We start from the raw sequence: 17,930 nt of genomic DNA on the forward strand, positions 1-17,930 counted from the left end.
ACCTAAACGAAAAAGGCCCGGTTATCCGGGCCTTTTTCGTTATAAGCGCTCTGTGAATTTGTGCCACGCCTGCGCCAGCGACGGCCGCAGCGAATCTTCCCGCTGTGGTGCTGCTGCCGGCGCTGCGGCGGAACCGAGATTAAAGGTAAAGGTGTAATCCGGCTCTTCCCCCATGCGCAAATCCACAATCAGCGTATCGTTGCCCTGCTGGCGCATGGCATAAAATCCATGGCTGAACCACGCAACGCGTTCCGCGTGCCACTGGCCTTTAAACGGCGCAAAAAGCGCGGGATGGCGATCGTACCAGCGGATCTGTAAGGGACGATCGGGCGACAGTAGCGACCACCAGGCTTCCCCGTAGCGCTGCGGCGTGATAATCACCGTGCGCCACACCAGCGTATTAAACGCGGTGGGCGTCACCAGCAGTTGCTGCGGCTGCACGTCCTGCTGCGTCAGCTGGTGCTCAATATGCCGGGTAGCAATACTTTGCGCCACCATACTCCAGCCCAGGTACAGTGTGCTGATGAGCAATCCGGCCTGATTCCAGCGTAGCCCGCACGCATCCCGCCGCCACAGTGCGACGATCAGGGCGAACAGCAGCGGCAGCGTATAGAGCGGATCGATGATGAACATGCTGCCGATGGCGAACGGGTAATCGGTCAGCGGCAGCCCGAGCTGCGTGCCGTACACCGTGGTCAGGTCCAGCAGCGGATGCGTGATCAATGCCAGCCAGATGGCGAGGCACCAGGCGCGCCAGTGCTGCCGGCTGCGCGTCGCGCCGGCCACCAGCCAGCCGGGTAACGGTGCCACCAGTGTCAGCCACAGCAGCGCGTGGCTCTCGGTGCGGTGCAGCGTCATGTTGCGAATGGCATCGCCGTGGTCGATAAACACGTCGAGGTCCGGCAGCGTGCCCGCGACCGCCCCCGCCAGTGCCGCCTGCCACAGCGGCACGCGTTTGCCCATTACGGCCACAGTCACCGCCGCGCCCAGCGTTAGTTGTGATAGCGAATCCATGCACTCTCCTGGTCAGCCTTCGGGATCAGCGCACGCGGATCCCTTCAATGATCATGCGCTGAACGTTATCCAGCGTCTGGGCAAAAAATTCCGCATCGTTTAGCGTCTGGCCGGTGATGGCTTCCACCTGGGACGCGAAATCAGCGTAGTGCTGCGTGGTCGCCCACAGCAGAAAGAACAGATGCTGCGGCTGCACGCCGGCAATACGCCCTTCGGCGATCCACTGTTCGATAATCGCCGCTTTGTCATCCACCAGCGCTTTTAAATCCCCCGCCAGCTCGCCCTTCAGCAGCGGCGCGCCCTGCAGCATCTCCAGACAGAACAGGCGCGATGCCTGCGGGTGGTCACGCGACACTTCCAGCTTGAGACGAATATAGTTGCGGATGGCCACCAGCGGATCCTGGTCATGACGCAGCGCACGCAGCGGCGCCAGCCACACATCAAGAATCTCTTTCAGTACCGCCACATACAGCACTTCTTTTGACGGATAGTAGTAAAGCAGGTTGGTTTTTGAGACGTCCGCGCGCTCAGCCACCTTATCCAGACTGGTGCCGTGAATGCCAAACTGCGAGAAGAAGGCCAATGCCGCTTCCAGAATAGCTGCCCGTTTCGCCGCAACGGCCCGCGATCGGCGTCCTGGCTTTTTTTCATCGCTTTTCACACTGTTACCTCTTCCATCCTGCGAAATCGCATCATAACAAACGCCTTGTTTCCTGCCTAATGCTGTGCCCTGCACCTTTTTCGCTCAGATGACGCATGAAAAACGTGCAATTTGTTTTGACCAGATGGTCTGTTTTGGACCAGTCACTCAGGATTCATTACGTCGCCAATTTTAACTGATTGTTATGTATCACTTTTTAAATTGTGGCACAGGCTTTGCAATTTTGTGATCGAGCGCCGCCCGCAGGATGCGTGCAGGAAGCAACGCAGCGCGTGAAGCAATCCATGTTCAATGCAGAGAGGTTTCACATGAAAATTGGCGTTTTCGTTCCGATTGGCAACAATGGCTGGCTGATCTCCACGCATGCCCCGCAATACAAGCCGACCTTTGAGCTCAACAAAGCGATTGTGCTCAAGGCTGAGCACTATCACTTCGACTTTGCCCTGTCGATGATTAAGCTGCGCGGCTTCGGCGGCAAAACCGAATTCTGGGACCACAACCTGGAGTCCTTCACCCTGATGGCCGGGCTGGCCGCGGTGACCTCACGCATTGAAATCTACGCCACCGCCGCCACCCTGACGCTGCCGCCCGCCATCGTGGCGCGCATGGCCGCCACCATCGACTCCATCTCGGGCGGCCGCTTCGGCGTCAATCTGGTGACCGGCTGGCAGAAGCCGGAGTATGAGCAGATGGGGCTGTGGCCGGGCGATGAATATTTTGCCAGCCGCTACAACTACCTGACGGAGTACGTCACGGTGCTGCGCGACCTGTGGGGCACTGGCCAGAGCGACTTCAAAGGTGAGTTCTTCACCATGAACGACTGTCGCGTCAGTCCGCAGCCGCAGAAGCCGATGAAGGTGATTTGCGCCGGTCAAAGTGATGCCGGCATGGCCTTTTCGGCGCAATACGCTGATTACAACTTCTGCTTCGGCAAGGGCGTCAATACCCCGACCGCCTTTGCACCCACTGCCGCACGCATGAAACAGGCCGCGGACAAAACCGGGCGCGACGTCGGTTCCTACGTGCTGTTTATGATTATCGCCGCCGAAAGCGACGAAGCCGCGCGCGCCAAATGGGAACACTACAAAGCCGGCGCAGACGATGAAGCCCTCGCCTGGCTCACCACGCAGAGCCAGCAGGACACCAAATCCGGCAGCGACACCAATGTGCGCCAGATGGCCGATCCGACCTCAGCCGTCAACATCAATATGGGCACGCTGGTCGGTTCTTATGCCAGCGTGGCACGCATGCTGGATGAAGTGGCGCTGGTAGAAGGCACCGAAGGCGTGCTGCTGACCTTTGATGATTTCCTGCAGGGCATTGATGATTTTGGTGAACGTATCCAGCCGCTGATGGCGTGCCGCCGCGCGCTGATTGACGCCCACAAGGAGGTTGCATAATGAATACCGTCGTTTGTGCCCACAGCAGCAGCCAGCCTGCAGTGACTCTGCCGGCGCGCCCGGAAGCCATCGCCCTGCCGCCGGCGCAAAGCGCGCTGATTGTGGTGGATATGCAGAACGCCTACGCCAGCCAGGGCGGCTATCTCGATCTGGCCGGGTTTGATGTCTCCGCCACGCAGCCGGTTATCGCCCGGATTCATCAGGCGGTCACCGCCGCCCGCGCGGCAGGGATGCAGATCATCTGGTTCCAGAACGGCTGGGATAATCAGTATGTCGAAGCCGGTGACGCCGGTTCGCCCAATTTCCATAAATCCAACGCGCTGAAAACCATGCGCCAGCGGCCGGAGCTGCACGGCACGCTGCTGGCAAAAGGCGGCTGGGATTATGCGCTGGTGGATGAGCTGGTACCGCAAGCCGGCGATATCGTGCTGCCCAAACCGCGCTACAGCGGCTTTTTCAACACGCCGCTCGACAGCATGCTGCGCAGCCGCGGTATTCGTCATCTGGTGTTTACCGGCATTGCCACCAACGTCTGCGTGGAATCGACGCTGCGCGACGGCTTTTTCCTCGAGTATTTCGGCGTGGTGCTGGCCGATGCCACCCACCAGGCCGGACCGTCGTTTGCTCAGCAGGCGGCGCTGTTCAACATTGAAACCTTTTTTGGCTGGGTCAGCGATACCGACACCTTCTGCGAGGCGCTGAAGTCATAACCGCCGTTTCACCTGCACGCTTAATAATAAGGACTCTGAGTCATGCCTAAAACAGTGATTATTCCTCCCGGCACCACGACGCCGATCGCTCCGTTTGTACCCGGCACCTTAGCCGATGGCGTGGTGTACGTTTCCGGTACGCTGCCGTTCGATGCCGACAACAACGTGGTGCACGTCGGGGATGCGGCGGCGCAAACCCGCCACGTGCTGGAAACCATCAAAAAAGTGATCGAGACCGCCGGTGGCAGCCTGCAGGACGTCACTTTCAACTCGATTTTCATCACCGACTGGAGCAACTACGCGGCGGTAAACCAGGTGTATGCCGACTATTTCCCCGGCGACAAACCGGCGCGCTTCTGTATTCAGTGCGGTCTGGTGAAACCGGATGCGCTGATTGAAATCGCCAGCGTGGCACACATTGGCCGGCAGGAGGCGTAATGCATCTGGACATTCAGGGATTAAGCGCGCCCGACGCGCCGACGCTGGTACTGTCGTCCGGGCTGGGCGGCGTGGCCGCTTTCTGGCAACCGCAGCTGGCGGCACTGACGCCACACTATCGCGTGGTGACCTACGATCAGCGCGGCACCGGTCGCAGCCCCGATACGCTGCCGGAAGGTTACAGCATGGCGATGATGGCAGCGGAACTGGCCGACGCGCTGGCGGAGCACGGCATCGAACAGTATGACATCGTGGGCCATGCGCTTGGCGGGCTGATTGGTCTGCAGCTGGCGCTCGATTATCCGCAGCGCGTGGGACGCGTAGTGGTGATTAACGGCTGGCTGGCGCTGAATGCCCACACCGAGCGCTGCTTCCAGGTGCGCCAGGATCTGCTGCTCAACGTTGGTGTGGAAGCGTTTGTGCGCGCGCAGCCGCTATTTCTTTATCCGGCCGAATGGCTGGCACGCCATCAGTCACGCATCAGCGCGGAGGATGTACATCACGTGGCGCATTTCCAGGGCATGGAGAACCTGCTGCGGCGTCTGCACGCGCTGAAATCGGCCGATTTCCGTCCGCACGCCTCGCGAATCACCCAGCCGGTGCTGGCGATATGCAGTCAGGATGACCTGCTGGTGCCGTGGAGCTGCTCGCCGCAGCTGGCGCAGGCGCTGCCCAACGGCAGCCTGATTGAGATGCCGTGGGGCGGCCATGCCATGAGCGTGACCGATGCCGACAACTTCAATGCACTGCTGCTGCGCTGGCTGGCGGACACCGCCACGCCGGCTCGCCGCGCCAGCTAATCACGGAGCCGATGATGAGCGTACATGAACTGCCCCTGCTGCCCGAAGTGAGCCAGCAGGCTTTCCGCGATGCCATGTCCGGCCTGGGCGCGGCGGTCAATATCATCACCACCGACGGTCCCGCCGGACGCGCCGGTTTTACCGCCACCGCGGTGTGCAGCGTCAGTGATACGCCGCCGACGCTGTTGGTTTGTCTCAATCGCAACGCGTCGGTGTGGCCTCTTTTCCGCGATAACGGCGTGCTGTGCGTGAACACGCTGGCCGCCGGGCAGGAGTCATTGTCGACGCTGTTTGGCGGCAAAACCCCGATGACTGAACGTTTCGCCGCCGCCCGCTGGCACACGCAGCGCAGCGGCGCACCGCTGCTGCAGGGGGCGCTGATGGCGTTCGACTGCACCATCACGCAGGTCGTCAGCGTGGCGACACACGACATTCTGTTTTGCAACGTGATGGCGCTGGAGCGCCATGATGCCCAGCCCGGTCTAATGTGGTTTGACCGTCGCTACCATGCCCTTTCACGGCAGGACGCCCGCTAACGCCGCACCGTGCGGCCCGGTTCGACCACTACCCTGGAGAAGACGATGGCGAGTTCCTGGTTCCCCCGCTGGCAGAAAAAGTCAGCCATGAGCGATAACGGGCTGATTGCCCCGGACGAAACCCTGCCGCTTGGGCAGACGTTCGTGCTGGGCCTGCAGCATGCGGTAGCAATGTTTGGCGCAACGGTGCTGATGCCGCTGCTGATGGGGCTGGATCCCAACCTGGCGATTCTGGTTTCCGGTATCGGCACCCTGCTGTTCTTTGTCATTACCGGTGGTCGCGTGCCGAGTTATCTCGGATCGAGCGCCGCGTTTGTCGGCGTGGTGATCGCCATTACCGGCTTCAACGGTCAGGGGCTCAATCCCAACCTGGCGCTGGCGCTGGGCGGCGTTATTGCCTGCGGCGCGCTCTACACGCTGATTGGCCTGGTGGTGATGAAAGTGGGTACCGGCTGGATTGAACGGCTGATGCCACCGGTGGTCACCGGTGCGGTAGTGATGGCCATCGGCCTTAATCTGGCACCGATCGCGGTGCACAGCGTCTCCGCCTCGATGTTTGATAGCTGGATGGCGGTGATGACGGTGCTGTGCATCGGGCTGGTGGCGGTGTTCACCCGCGGTATGGTGCAGCGGTTGCTGATTCTGGTCGGGCTGATTGTCGCCTGGGCGCTGTACGCTCTGCTGACCAATGTGATGGGCTTCGGCAAGCCGGTAGATTTCAGCCGCGTGGCCAGCGCCGCGTGGTTTGGTCTGCCGCACACCACCGCGCCGGTATTTGATATGCAGGCAATCGTGATGATTGCACCGGTGGCGATTATTCTGGTGGCGGAGAACCTCGGCCATATTAAAGCGGTGGCGGGCATGACCGGGCGCAATCTCGATCCGTGGATGGGACGCGCGTTCGTCGGCGACGGCCTGGCAACCATGCTGTCCGGCTCCATCGGCGGCAGCGGCGTCACCACCTATGCCGAAAACATTGGCGTGATGGCGGTGACCAAAGTCTACTCCACGCTGGCGTTTGTCGCCGCGGCGCTGATTGCGCTGGTGCTGGGCTTTTCGCCTAAGTTCGGCGCGCTCATCCACACCATTCCCGGCCCGGTGATTGGCGGTGCCTCGATTGTGGTGTTTGGCTTAATCGCCGTGGCCGGCGCACGTATCTGGGTGCAAAACCATGTCGATTTTAGCCAGAACAGCAATCTGATTATGGTGGCCACCACGCTGGTGCTCGGTGCCGGGGATTTTGCGCTGAAGATTGGCAGCTTTACCCTCGGCGGCATCGGCACGGCCACCTTCGGTGCCATCATCCTCAACGCAATCCTGCAGCGACGCGGTGCCGCGCTGACCCAGCCGGCGGCGCGCCCGCAGCCTTAAGGCTTCTGCGGTGCCTGCTCCGGCACCGCTTTTTTGCGCCGCAGGCGCAGTTCACTGACAATCACCCCGCAGACAATCAGTGCGCCGCCCAGCAGCGCCGCCGCCGGTAACCGTTCGCCGGCAATGCGGCCGACCACACCGGCCCACACCGGCTCGCCGGCATAAATCACTGTGGCGCGCGTCGGCGAGACGCTGCGCTGCGCCCAGTTCATGGTGACCTGAATCAGCGCGCTGGCCGCGCCGAGGCCCAGCGCGCTGAACAGCAGCGGCGCCGATAGCGTGGGTAAAGATTCGCCGTTGGGCAGCATTAGCACGAAGGCGCAGGCCGAAGCCACCAGCAGCTGTACCAGCGTCACGCGGCGCACATCGACCTGACCGGCGTAGCGACTGATAAGAATGATCTCGGCGGCAATGGCGAGGGTGCTGAGCAGCGTGGCGATCTCACCGGCATTCAACGTCAGGCTGCCATCCTGCGGACCCGCCACCAGCACCAGACCGGTGAACGCCAGCAAAATGCCCAGCCACGCCATCAGGCCCGGCGGCCGGCGCAGAAACAGCCACTGCAACAGCGGCACCACCGGCACGTAAAGCGCCGTCAGAAACGCCGACTGGCTGCTGGAAATGGTTTGCATACCCCAGGTTTGCAATCCGTAACCACCGGCAATCGCCACGCCAATCAGCGCACCCGCTTTGATTTCCAGCCAGGTAATGTGACGCAAATAGCGGCGAAAGAAAAAGGCCAGCAGCAGCGAGGCGGTAGCAAAACGCAGCCCGACAAAAAAGAACGGCCCCGAGTGCGCCATGGCGCGATGCACCACCAGAAAGGTGCCACCCCAGACCATCGTGATAAAAATAAGTACCAGCTCCTGGCGCGTAATACGCAGGCTGAGGCGGGAAATAGAAGCAGACATAACGCACCAGAATAGAGGACTGGCGCACATTTTTGCTGATTAGCCGGGCAAATTGCAATCATTGTAACCGCCGGGCGTACCCGGCGGCCGGGGATACCGTCACAGACGCACTATTTTTTCGCGCGGCTGCGTCCCCCTTTTTCACCTGCTTCGGCAGCACGCTGCGGGTCATTTCTGAAATTCCCGCCGCTGTTTTTACCGCCTTTTCGACCCGCTTCCGCGGCCCTTTCGCGATCTTCCGCGAAGTTGCCTGATCCTCCACGATGTTGAGCCATCATTTCCTCCAGGTATTGAGCATAGGTGGTGAAGACATTTCACTGCGCAAACAGTGTCAGGTCAGGTGCGTAATATCTCGCCACACCCGCTTAAAGCATAGCCAATGGATGCGCACAATCAGGCACATATTCATACTTTGCAACAGATAAACCTCTTAGCATCGTTTTTATGGCGAGATATTCAGCTGAAAAACAAGCGGTTAGCGGCAGAAGTCGCAGCGCAATCTCCGTGACTGTTCAATGGCTGACCAGCATAGCGCGCAGCCTCTTCTATACTTCTTTCTGTTCCTTACACCACAGGATGAAAACACGATGGCAAAAATTCTGGTGCTTTATTACTCCATGTATGGACATATCGAAACCATGGCTAACGCGGTGGCGGACGGTGCGAAGAGCGTGAGCGGTGCCGAAGTCACCATTCTGCGCGTGCCGGAAAGTATGGATGCCGAACGGTTTGCTCAGGTCGGCGGGAAGGTTAACCAGCCGGCGGCGGAAGCCAAACCGGACGATCTGCCGCAGTACGATGCCATCATCGTCGGCACCCCGACGCGCTTCGGCAACATGTCCGGTCAGATGCGTAATTTCTGGGACCGCACCGGCGGCCTGTGGGCCTCTGGCGCGCTGTACGGCAAGATTGCCAGCGTGTTTGCGTCTACCGGCACCGGCGGCGGTCAGGAGCAGACCATTACCTCGGTGTGGACCACCCTCGCACATCACGGCATGGTGATTGTGCCCATCGGCTACGGCACCAAAGAGTTGTTTGATATTTCGCAGGTGCGTGGCGGTACGCCATATGGCGCAACCACGCTGGCGGGCGGTGATGGATCGCGCCAGCCCTCGGCGGAAGAACTGGAAATTGCCCGTTATCAGGGCCAATACGTCGCCGGTCTGGCGGTAAAACTGAAAGGATAAATTCCCAACAGGAGAGAGTTATGGCAACAGAACAGTTTAAAGCTCACCACGTGGGCGAATGGGCGACCTTACGTCACACCTCACCGGAAATCGCTGAAGCAATTTTCGAAGTGGCGAATTATGACGAACGGCTTGCCGAAGAGATCTGGCGCCAGCAAGGCAGCGATGAGGTGTTATTCCGCGCGTTTGAGAAAACCGACCAGGACGTCCTGACGTGGGACGATAAGCCGGTCGAACGCAAAAACATCTGAAGCACAGGCGGGCATGTCCCGCCTTCTCATTTTTAGCCGTCAGGGAGCCTTTATGTCAGCCTATCAAAGCATTAATCCGGCCAATAATCAGCTGCTGAAAACCTGGCCATCACACGATGACAGCTACGCGCAGCAGGCGCTGCACACCGCCGATGCGCTCTACCATTCGCCGTGGAGCAAAGGCGATATTCAGCCGCGTCTGCAGGTGCTGCAGCGCCTGGCAGAGTTGATCGACCAGCGCAGCGAAGAGCTGGCCACCATTGCCAGCAAAGAGATGGGTAAACTGATTGGCCAGAGCCGCGGCGAAGTGAAAATCTGCGCCAGCATCGCGCGCTATTATGCCGAACACGCGGCAAGGCTGTTGCAGGCACAGCCCTATCCCAGCGATGTTGGTGATGCGTGGCTCGAATACCATCCGATTGGCGTGGTGGTGGCCGTCGAGCCGTGGAATTTCCCGTATTATCAACTGATGCGCGTGCTGGCACCGAACCTGGCACTGGGCAATCCGGTGCTGGCAAAACATGCCAACATTGTGCCGCACTGTGCCGACGTGTTTGAAAAGCTGGTGCTGGAAGCCGGCGCGCCGCAGGGCGCGTGGACCAATCTGTTTATCTCTAACCAGCAGGTGGCCGATCTGATTGCCGATCCGCGCGTGCAGGGTGTGGCGCTCACCGGTTCAGAGCGCGCCGGCAGCGCGGTGGCTGAGCAGGCCGGTAAGCACCTGAAAAAATCCACGCTCGAGTTGGGCGGTAACGATGTGTTTGTGGTGCTGGACGATGCCGACATCGATGAAGCGGTGCGCCAGGGGGCGCAGGCGCGGCTCAGCAACTGCGGTCAGGTGTGTACCGCGGCCAAGCGCTTTATTCTGCATGAAAAGATTGCCGATCGCTTTATGGCTAAGTTTAGCGCGGCGCTGCAATCCGCGACGCCTGGCGATCCATTAGATGAAAAAACCACGCTGGGGCCGCTGTCGTCACAGGATGCACGTGACCGACTGGTGAAACAGGTGGACGAGGCGGTGGCGCATGGCGCACGCGTGGAATGCGGCGGACGCGTAATCGACGGCGTCGGCTGCTACTACCAGCCAACCATCCTGACCGGCCTGACGCCGGATAACCCGGCTTACTATCAGGAGTTTTTCGGCCCGGTGGCGCAGGTATATGTGGTGGCGGACGATCGTGCTGCCGTGGCACTGGCCAACGACTCACACTACGGTTTGGGCGGTTCCGTGTGGACGCGGGACATTGCGCGCGGACGCAACATGGCTTCGCAGATTGAGACCGGCATGGTGTTTATCAATTCGCAGAGCGATACCGCGGCTGAGCTGCCGTTCGGCGGCGTGAAGCGTTCCGGCTATGGCCGTGAACTATCGGATCTCGGGCTGAAGGAGTTTGCTAACCAGAAACTGGTCGTGGTAGCCGGTTAAGCGGCATAAAACCACCGTTGAACTGAACGGTGGTTTTTTCGATTCACTGCGGTGTGCGTCAATGCGCAGCCGGTAACAACACAGCAGGGTCGCCGTGCATGGCGACCCTGCTGGCGTTTTAGTTGCTGGCCGCTGCCGGCTGTTGCGCGGGTTTAGCGTCCGCCTCCGGCTTCGCCGGCGCTGCCTCAGCCTGCGCTTTCTGCGCCGCTGCGGCATCGGCTTTCGCCTTCTCCTCTGCGGCCTTCTGAGCGCTGGCCTTCTCAGCTTTGGCTTTGTCGTCCGCCGCTTTTTGCGCCGCGGCCTTGTCCGCCTTCACTTTTTCCTCAGCGGCTTTGGCGTCAGCGGCTTTCTGCGCTGCAGCTTTATCAGCCGCGGCTTTGTCAGCCGCCGCTTTATCTGCGCTGGCCTGATCCGCTTTGGCCTGTGCGTCATCGCTGGCTGCCGGCGCGGCAGCAGGCTGTGCGGCCGGTGCCGGTGCGGCTGGCTGCAGCGGCGTACCCTGCAGCGCGTTGTTCAGCGCGCTGGTGAACTGATCCCAGCTGCAGTAGCCGTTGGCGTCAGTGTCACACCCCGCCAGCTGCAGCGTAACGCGCTTCGGTGGGTTCTTCAGGCTCAGCACATCGGCATTACGCAGCTGATCCGCCGTCTGATAGACATACTCCACTTTCAGCAGATCTTTGTTGTTCTTTGCATCGTGCCAGCGTTCAAACACCACCTGGCCGCCAATCGGGGTTTTCTCGTCGTTACCCGGCAGCTCGTATGGCTTAACCTGCAGCGCGCTCAGCAATGACGCGATATTCGAATCGTGTCCGACCATCAGCGTGACTTTTGGCGCGGTGGCTTTATCCTGATCGACCAGCTGGCTACGGATGTAATCCACCAGCGGTGCGGCAACGTCACGCGCCACTTCCGGCGCGGTAAACAGCGCATCCTGATAGCCATTCTTGATCGCCGCCAGCTCTTTCCACTGTTCAGGCGTTTTGATTTGTCCCCAGGCAACCTGATCCGCCGGGAAACCTTCGTAATACTGCAGCGTAAAGGCGTCGACCAGCGAGTTACCCACTTTCAGCGGGCCATTGACGCCGGGCTCTTTGCCGTTTTCCGCGCTAAAGGTGTTGTCGCCGCTGCTCAGGTCGCACTGTTTCTTGCCGTTACAGGCCGGGGCTGATTTGTAATCCACGATTTTTTCCAGCCGCTGAAAGGCCGGCTTCAGCGCCAGCTTCTCATTGGCTGCGGTCATCGCCGCCAGCGCTTTCTTGTTAAACGCTTCGCTGCCATCGGTGATTACCGGATTGAAGATTGGGTCCATGGTGCCCATCGCATCCTGATGGGTGACAGCGATATCGCAGCCCGGGAAAGCACCGGTGACGAAATACTGCGCCGTCGCAACGGTGCGCTGCAGGCTGTTGGCATAGACAAAGATGTTGCTGCTGTCCGGACAGGTGCCGTTCTGTACCAGCCCCTGCTGGGCCAGCCACTGACGGGTGTAGTTACCCATGTAGACTTCCAGCACGCCGCCTTTGGTGGTCAGCTCACCGCCGGGCACATCCCACTGCGGCCAGCTTTTTTTCGTCGCCTGCTCCAGCACGCTGCCGTTGTTGGCCAGCGGGGCACGCAGGTTGTGACGACTCAGCATCAGGACCTGCTGCAGTTGCATGTCGCCATCCGCGGCGTAAGCGCTCATACCCATCGGCAGCGCCGCGATCACTGACAGCGCGCAAAGACTCAGTTTCTTGATCATTGTGCCTATTCCATAATTCATCAGGGAAACACTCTGGCATTCAAGCGATTAGCTCGCCAAAGAGCGAATTACCGCACAGTGTAACCCAGCTTGCCTGAGAAAATCGCCAGATGTTTGCAAAAACCGTGCATCGACTATAGCAGTAAACGCGCTGGCCGTCGGGTTACGGCAGCAGATTGAAAAGCTTCAGGATGTTTTTCAGAAGGATGGAAAGCAGAAAAGCGAAAAGCCCGCATCGCTGCGGGCTTCTCTTATATGGCGGAGGAACAGAGATTCGAACTCTGGGATGGTTTCCCATCGGCGGTTTTCAAGACCGCTGCCTTAAGCCACTCGGCCATCCCTCCTGAAATCTTTTTGTCACCTCACACTGCGAGAGTGTGAAGTGGCGGAGGAGGAGAGATTCGAACTCTCGGATGGTTTCCCATCGGCGGTTTTCAAGACCGCTGCCTTAAGCCGCTCGGCCACCCCTCCGCAATGAGGCGCACTATAAACATCCCCCCGAACGATGTAAAGCATCCAATGATTCGTTCGCCTGAAAAACAGTCAAAAATGATTTTTTTGCCGTCTTAATCGTCATTCTGCTCAGTGAAACAGCAATTTATCGCGTAAAGATGGGTAAAACGCCTTTTCTGTCCTCTGACCGTTGCGTATTCTCAGGCCATATTTGGTGTTCTCTCTCTAACAGGAGCGCATGATGGACAGAATAATTAGCTCGTCACAGCAGCAGTCGCTACTCAGCACTCATAAAGTGCTGCGCAATACTTATTTCTTACTTGGCCTGACGCTGGCGTTTTCCGCCGTCACCGCCACGCTCAGCACCGTCTACGCCCTGCCCTCGCCGGGGCTGATTCTGATGCTGGTGGGCTTTTACGGGCTGATGTTCCTGACCTATCGCCTGGCGAACAGCCCGGCGGGTATTCTGGCCGCGTTTGCCTTCACCGGCTTCCTCGGTTACTGCCTCGGTCCGATTCTCAGCTCGTTCCTCACCGCCGGTATGGGTGATGTTATCGCCATGGCGCTGGGCGGCACCGCGCTGGTGTTCTTCTGCTGTTCCGCCTATGTCCTGACCACGCGTCGCGACATGTCTTTCCTTGGCGGCATGATGATGGCCGGCTTTGTGGTGCTGCTGGTGGCCGTGGTTGCCAATATCTTCCTGCAGCTGCCTGCGCTGCACCTGGCAATCAGCGCCCTGTTTATTCTGTTCTCTGCCGGTGCCATTTTGTGGGAAACCAGCAACATCATTCAGGGCGGTGAAACCAACTACATTCGCGCCACCGTAAGCCTGTATGTCTCGCTGTACAACATCTTTGTCAGCCTGCTGAGCCTGCTGGGCTTCGCCAACCGCGACTAAGACGTAACGCACGCACCGTTAAACCCCGCTCCGGCGGGGTTTTTGCTTTTTATCCGCCGCCGCCTTTACAATGGGCGCGCTGACGATATGAGGAAATAATGTGATTTTTGCCGGTAAAGAGATTGCCACTGATGCAGAAGGCTATCTGAAAAATAGCGCCGACTGGAGTGAAGCGCTGGCGCAGGCCATCGCCCAGCAGGAAGCGATTGAGATGAGTGAAGCGCACTGGGAAGTGGTGCACTTTGTGCGTGATTTTTATCAGCAGTTTAATACCTCGCCGGCGGTGCGCATGCTGGTCAAAGCCATGGCGCAAAAATATGGCGAAGAGAAAGGCAACAGCCGCTATCTGTTTCGCCTGTTCCCGGAAGGTCCGGCCAAACAGGCCACTAAAATCGCCGGCCTGCCAAAACCGGCGAAGTGTCTGTGATCATCCGGTAGTAAACCGCGTCGGCCGCTCCGCCAGCTGATGCGGCTCCACCAGCACCTTATCGACCCGGGCACTGGGCGGTCCGCCCGCCTTCAGCCACGTAATCAGTGACTCCACCTGCTGCGCTTCTCCCGCCGCCAGGACCTCCACGCTGCCATCCGCCAGATTATGCGCATAGCCGGTGACGCCCAGCGCGTTCGCCTGCGCCTGGGTGTAATAACGGAAGCCCACGCCCTGCACCCTGCCGTGAACCCAGATTTTGTAACCTGTCGTCGCCATGGCGATCTCCCCTTTGTGCGTTGCATTTTGCCGCCATCCACCGGAAAATGGCGCCTCATTTTTTCAGGTAAGCATAGCAAACATGACCGTTCGATTGATTCTCGCTAAGGGACGTGAAAAATCCCTGCTCCGCCGCCATCCGTGGGTGTTCTCCGGCGCCGTTGCCCGTATGGAAGGTAAAGCCCAGTCGGGTGAAACCATTGATATCTGTGACAGCAACGGCAAATGGCTGGCCCGCGCCGCCTACTCTCCTCAGTCACAAATTCGCGCGCGCGTCTGGAGCTGGCAACAGGATGAGTCAATCGACATCGCCTTCTTTGTGCGCACGCTGCAAAAAGCCCAGCAGTGGCGCGACTGGCTGGCGCAGCGCGACGGGCTGGACAGCTATCGCCTGATTGCCGGCGAGTCCGATGGATTGCCGGGCGTCACGATTGATCGCTTCGGTAATTTCCTGGTGCTGCAACTGCTGTCGGCCGGGGCGGAGTATCAGCGCCCGGCTCTCGTCTCGGCGCTGCAGCAGTGCTATCCCGACTGCGCCATCTACGACCGCTCTGACGTGGCGGTGCGCAAGAAAGAGGGACTGGAGCTGGCGCAGGGCCCGGTAAGCGGTGAGCTGCCGCCTGCGCTGCTGCCGATAACCGAGCACGGCATGCAGCTACTGGTGGATATTCAGGGCGGTCACAAAACCGGTTATTACCTCGATCAGCGTGACAGCCGTTTTGCCACCCGTCGTTACGCGGAAAATGCCCGTGTGCTTAACTGCTTCTCCTACACCGGCGGCTTTGCGGTCTCTGCTCTGCTCGGCGGCTGCCGGGAAGTGATCAGCGTGGATACCTCGCAGGATGCGCTTGACGTGGCAAAACAGAACGTGGCGCTTAACGGGCTGGATGTCTCACGCGCGCAGTTCCTGCGTGACGATGTGTTCAAACTGCTGCGTCGCTACCGCGACAGCGGCGAGAAGTTCGACATGATCGTCATGGATCCGCCGAAATTCGTTGAGAATAAAAACCAGCTGATGGGCGCCTGCCGCGGCTATAAAGACATCAACATGCTGGCAATGCAGCTGCTGAATCCGGGCGGCATTCTGCTGACTTTCTCCTGTTCCGGGCTGATGGCCACCGAGCTGTTCCAGAAAATTATCGCCGATGCCGCTGTTGATGCCGGTCGTGATGTACAATTTATAGAGCAGTTCCGTCAGGCAGCCGACCATCCGGTGATCGCCAGCTATCCTGAAGGGCTTTATCTGAAAGGCTTTGCCTGTCGCGTACTGTGACTTGAAAACGCTGTCCCTGCCCCCATATCGGTGGCAGGGCAAAGTTTTGGGAGGTCACAATGATTGCCAGTAAATTTGGAATTGGACAGCAGGTCCGGCACCGTCTCTCCGGGGTGCTCGGCGTGATTGTGGATGTCGACCCGGAGTATTCGCTGGACGATCCACAGCTGGATGAGATTGGCGCGACGGAATCGCTGCGTGCGGCCCCCTGGTATCACGTAGTGATGGAAGATGAGGAAGGCGAACAGGTGCATACCTATATCGCTGAGATTCAGCTGGCCGGCGAAACCTCGTTCGAACATCCGGAACAGCCCTCCATGGATGAGCTGGCCGCCTCGATCCGCCAGCAGCTGCAGGCGCCCAGCCTGCGGCATTAATCGTGCGGCGACCCGGAGTCGCCGTTTTTATTTACCGCGTCACGCCCAGCCGCGGAATTTCTATCTTCGGGCAGCGATCCATCACCACCGTCAGCCCGGCATCACGCGCCAGCACCGCCGCCTGCTCATTGATCACGCCCAGCTGCAGCCACAGGGTTTTGGCTCCGATAGCAATCGCTTCCTGCGCCACGCCCCATGCCGCTTCGGAATTGCGAAACACATCCACCATGTCGATCTTGCCCGGGATCTCCGCCAGCGTGCCATACACGGTCTGGCCCAACAGCTGCTGTCCCGCCAGCTTCGGGCTCACCGGCACCACGTCATAACCCTGATCGAGCAGGTATTTCATTACGCCATAGCTGGCACGCTCAGTGCGATCGCTGGCACCGACCAGCGCGATGCGTTGAGTTTGCGTCAGGACATCGCGAATCGTTTGATCGTTCATGTTTTTCTCCTTGTTCACTCGCCTGAGTGTAGATGCCATTGCGCGCTAAAGTGCAAGCGCAGCGCACGAAAAGTTTGCGCGGCGACACGAATAAATATGTTAAAATGTAAATTAACTGCCATAATGTAATAATTTGCTACACATCGCCCTTTTTCCCCTGTTCCGGGAGTTGAAATGAAGCTGTCTCTGGCTGTTACGGGTTTGCTGTTGCTGCTCGTATCGGCAACCTGCCATGCCATCACCCTGAAGCTCGATCCGCAGATCGACCTGCTGGTGCTGGATGGGCGCAAAATCTCAGGTTCGCTGCTGAAAGGCGCGGACAGCCTTGAGCTGGAGCGCGGTCAGCATCAGTTTCTGTTTCGCGTGGATAAACCCTGCGCCGATGCCACCCACTTCCGCTCAGAACTGATGATCGTCACCTTCACTGCCGACGGCCATTCCGTAGCGATTCGCCTGCCGGCGCTGAATAACCGCCGCGAACGCAGCCTGTTTGATAAATCGTTAAATTTTCAGCTGATTGATGAGCGTGGTAATGAAATAGCCAGCATTCGCGATCGGTTGCCGGGTGAGAGCAGCGGCAATGTTGAACAGGCGATGATCAATTACAACCGTACGGCGCAGGCGGCCAGCGTGCCGCGCTTTGCGCTGCAGGCGGCCAGCGTACCGGACGCCAGTCATAGTCTGGATATGGTATGGCAGGACGCCAGTAATTTGCCCGCGCTGCAACGCTGGCTGCAGCGTGTTGATGCCGCCACGCGGCAGCGTTTTATCAGTTGGGTGAAAACCCTACGCGCAAGTTGATAGCAGCTGAACGCCAGGGGTAAACTCGTGCCTTCACTACGTTTGCACGCGCCGAAACAGGAAGCCCCATGGAGCAGACCGTTCGTACCCTGAAAGTTCAGAAACACATCGCCCTCGTTGCCCACGACCACTGCAAAGCCTCGCTGCTGGACTGGGTGAAAATCAATCAAAATGCGCTGCAACCTCACGTGCTATACGCCACCGGCACCACCGGCAACCTGATCAATCGTCACACCGGACTGGATGTGAATGCCATGCTCAGCGGGCCGATGGGCGGCGATCAGCAGGTCGGCGCGCTGATTGCTGAAGGTAAAATTGATGTGCTGTTCTTCTTCTGGGATCCGCTCAATGCAGTACCCCACGATCCGGACGTCAAAGCGCTGCTGCGCCTGGCTACCGTATGGAATATCCCGGTAGCGACCAACCGCGCCACCGCGGATTTCATTATCCATTCGCCGATGTTTGCCAGCGAAGTGACCATCCAGATCCCCGATTATCAGCGCTACCTGACGGAACGCCTGAAAGCCTGAT

General features: G+C 59.3%; 22 protein-coding genes and 2 tRNA genes. 15 read left to right on the top strand and 9 right to left on the bottom strand.

Annotated features, from left to right (window positions below):
* Positions 1-39 precede the first annotated feature (39 nt).
* Both E7738_RS07250 and rutR read right to left on the bottom strand, forming a co-directional pair.
* Positions 40-1,014 (bottom strand): metal-dependent hydrolase, encoded by a 975-nt coding sequence (locus tag E7738_RS07250; protein WP_394516243.1) that lies wholly within the window; start codon positions 1,012-1,014, stop codon positions 40-42.
* A 25-nt stretch (positions 1,015-1,039) separates the two neighbouring features.
* On the bottom strand, positions 1,040-1,675 hold the full coding sequence (rutR, locus tag E7738_RS07255; RefSeq protein ID WP_031279844.1) for an HTH-type transcriptional regulator RutR: 636 nt from the start codon (positions 1,673-1,675) through the stop codon (positions 1,040-1,042).
* 308 nt (positions 1,676-1,983) lie between these two features.
* Between rutR and rutA the strand changes: the two genes are divergently transcribed.
* From rutA to rutG, 6 genes are read left to right on the top strand one after another with little or no spacing between them, the layout of a single operon-like run.
* Positions 1,984-3,075, top strand: a complete 1,092-nt coding sequence (gene rutA / locus E7738_RS07260; RefSeq protein ID WP_394516244.1) for a pyrimidine utilization protein A — start codon at positions 1,984-1,986, stop codon at positions 3,073-3,075.
* Entirely contained in the window at positions 3,075-3,785 is a 711-nt protein-coding gene (gene rutB / locus E7738_RS07265; RefSeq protein ID WP_141496467.1) for a pyrimidine utilization protein B, read from the top strand. Before rutA ends, rutB begins: the two co-directional genes overlap by 1 nt.
* A 42-nt stretch (positions 3,786-3,827) precedes the next feature.
* Positions 3,828-4,223, top strand: coding sequence for a pyrimidine utilization protein C (gene rutC / locus E7738_RS07270; RefSeq protein WP_021508286.1), 396 nt, complete (start codon positions 3,828-3,830; stop codon positions 4,221-4,223).
* Positions 4,223-5,023 (top strand): pyrimidine utilization protein D, encoded by an 801-nt coding sequence (gene rutD, locus E7738_RS07275; protein ID WP_241797793.1) that lies wholly within the window; start codon positions 4,223-4,225, stop codon positions 5,021-5,023. The genes rutC and rutD overlap by 1 nt, the downstream gene beginning before the upstream one ends.
* Positions 5,024-5,037: 14 nt before the next feature.
* Positions 5,038-5,559 (top strand): NADH-dependent FMN reductase RutF, encoded by a 522-nt coding sequence (rutF, locus tag E7738_RS07280; RefSeq protein ID WP_058769583.1) that lies wholly within the window; start codon positions 5,038-5,040, stop codon positions 5,557-5,559.
* Positions 5,560-5,604: 45 nt separating this feature from the next.
* Positions 5,605-6,930: a pyrimidine utilization transport protein G gene (gene rutG, locus E7738_RS07285; RefSeq protein ID WP_021508289.1), complete on the top strand. Its 1,326-nt coding sequence runs from the start codon at positions 5,605-5,607 to the stop codon at positions 6,928-6,930.
* Here the strand turns inward: rutG and E7738_RS07290 are convergent.
* Entirely contained in the window at positions 6,927-7,841 is a 915-nt protein-coding gene (locus tag E7738_RS07290; RefSeq protein WP_104092788.1) for a DMT family transporter, read from the bottom strand. The two genes, rutG and E7738_RS07290, sit on opposite strands and share 4 nt — an antisense overlap.
* 110 nt (positions 7,842-7,951) lie before the next feature.
* Positions 7,952-8,116 carry a con-10 family general stress protein gene (locus E7738_RS07295; RefSeq protein ID WP_010616548.1) on the bottom strand — a complete coding sequence of 55 codons (165 nt, stop codon included), beginning with the start codon at positions 8,114-8,116 and terminating at the stop codon, positions 7,952-7,954.
* A gap of 312 nt (positions 8,117-8,428) precedes the next feature.
* On the opposite strand from E7738_RS07295, the gene wrbA reads away from it, so the two are divergent.
* Genes wrbA through E7738_RS07310 form a run of 3 tightly spaced genes read left to right on the top strand, consistent with a single transcriptional unit; the run spans position 8,429 to position 10,705 of the window.
* Positions 8,429-9,028, top strand: a complete 600-nt coding sequence (wrbA, locus tag E7738_RS07300; protein WP_021508291.1) for an NAD(P)H:quinone oxidoreductase — start codon at positions 8,429-8,431, stop codon at positions 9,026-9,028.
* Positions 9,029-9,048: 20 nt separating this feature from the next.
* A complete protein-coding gene (locus E7738_RS07305; protein WP_021508292.1) occupies positions 9,049-9,279 on the top strand; it encodes a YccJ family protein in 231 nt (76 codons plus the stop codon).
* Between the two features lie 52 nt (positions 9,280-9,331).
* Complete coding sequence (locus E7738_RS07310; RefSeq protein WP_058775396.1) at positions 9,332-10,705, top strand: NAD-dependent succinate-semialdehyde dehydrogenase; 1,374 nt, start codon at positions 9,332-9,334, stop codon at positions 10,703-10,705.
* Positions 10,706-10,823: 118 nt separating this feature from the next.
* Here E7738_RS07310 and agp read toward each other — a convergent pair whose 3' ends face one another.
* The 3 genes from agp to E7738_RS07325 form a co-directional block, all read right to left on the bottom strand.
* A complete protein-coding gene (agp, locus tag E7738_RS07315; protein ID WP_021508294.1) occupies positions 10,824-12,446 on the bottom strand; it encodes a bifunctional glucose-1-phosphatase/inositol phosphatase in 1,623 nt (540 codons plus the stop codon).
* 256 nt (positions 12,447-12,702) lie between these two features.
* Positions 12,703-12,790: transfer RNA gene (locus E7738_RS07320), tRNA-Ser, on the bottom strand.
* A gap of 39 nt (positions 12,791-12,829) precedes the next feature.
* Positions 12,830-12,917: transfer RNA gene (locus tag E7738_RS07325), tRNA-Ser, on the bottom strand.
* A gap of 223 nt (positions 12,918-13,140) precedes the next feature.
* Between E7738_RS07325 and yccA the strand changes: the two genes are divergently transcribed.
* Together yccA and tusE are read left to right on the top strand one after the other, a co-directional pair.
* Positions 13,141-13,797 (top strand): FtsH protease modulator YccA, encoded by a 657-nt coding sequence (yccA, locus tag E7738_RS07330; protein ID WP_021508295.1) that lies wholly within the window; start codon positions 13,141-13,143, stop codon positions 13,795-13,797.
* 100 nt (positions 13,798-13,897) lie between these two features.
* On the top strand, positions 13,898-14,224 hold the full coding sequence (gene tusE, locus E7738_RS07335) for a sulfurtransferase TusE (RefSeq protein ID WP_010616552.1): 327 nt from the start codon (positions 13,898-13,900) through the stop codon (positions 14,222-14,224).
* On the opposite strand, the gene yccX is transcribed toward tusE, so the two are convergent.
* Positions 14,225-14,503 (bottom strand): acylphosphatase, encoded by a 279-nt coding sequence (yccX, locus tag E7738_RS07340; RefSeq protein ID WP_058780790.1) that lies wholly within the window; start codon positions 14,501-14,503, stop codon positions 14,225-14,227.
* Between the two features lie 82 nt (positions 14,504-14,585).
* Between yccX and rlmI the strand changes: the two genes are divergently transcribed.
* The gene (gene rlmI, locus E7738_RS07345; protein ID WP_031279846.1) at positions 14,586-15,776 is read left to right on the top strand and encodes a 23S rRNA (cytosine(1962)-C(5))-methyltransferase RlmI; all 1,191 of its coding nucleotides are present in this window, start codon (positions 14,586-14,588) and stop codon (positions 15,774-15,776) included.
* A 59-nt stretch (positions 15,777-15,835) separates the two neighbouring features.
* A complete protein-coding gene (hspQ, locus tag E7738_RS07350; RefSeq protein ID WP_058759719.1) occupies positions 15,836-16,153 on the top strand; it encodes a heat shock protein HspQ in 318 nt (105 codons plus the stop codon).
* 31 nt (positions 16,154-16,184) lie between these two features.
* Here the strand turns inward: hspQ and E7738_RS07355 are convergent, their stop codons facing one another.
* Positions 16,185-16,598: a CoA-binding protein gene (locus tag E7738_RS07355; protein WP_058769578.1), complete on the bottom strand. Its 414-nt coding sequence runs from the start codon at positions 16,596-16,598 to the stop codon at positions 16,185-16,187.
* A 174-nt stretch (positions 16,599-16,772) separates the two neighbouring features.
* Here E7738_RS07355 and E7738_RS07360 point away from each other — a divergent pair, with 174 nt between their 5' ends.
* Positions 16,773-17,399, top strand: a complete 627-nt coding sequence (locus E7738_RS07360) for a YccT family protein (protein WP_058775392.1) — start codon at positions 16,773-16,775, stop codon at positions 17,397-17,399.
* 68 nt (positions 17,400-17,467) lie between these two features.
* Entirely contained in the window at positions 17,468-17,929 is a 462-nt protein-coding gene (locus tag E7738_RS07365) for a methylglyoxal synthase (RefSeq protein WP_021508301.1), read from the top strand.
* Position 17,930 lies beyond the last annotated feature (1 nt).

The sequence above is a fragment of the Pantoea sp. SGAir0430 genome, from assembly GCF_043549295.1.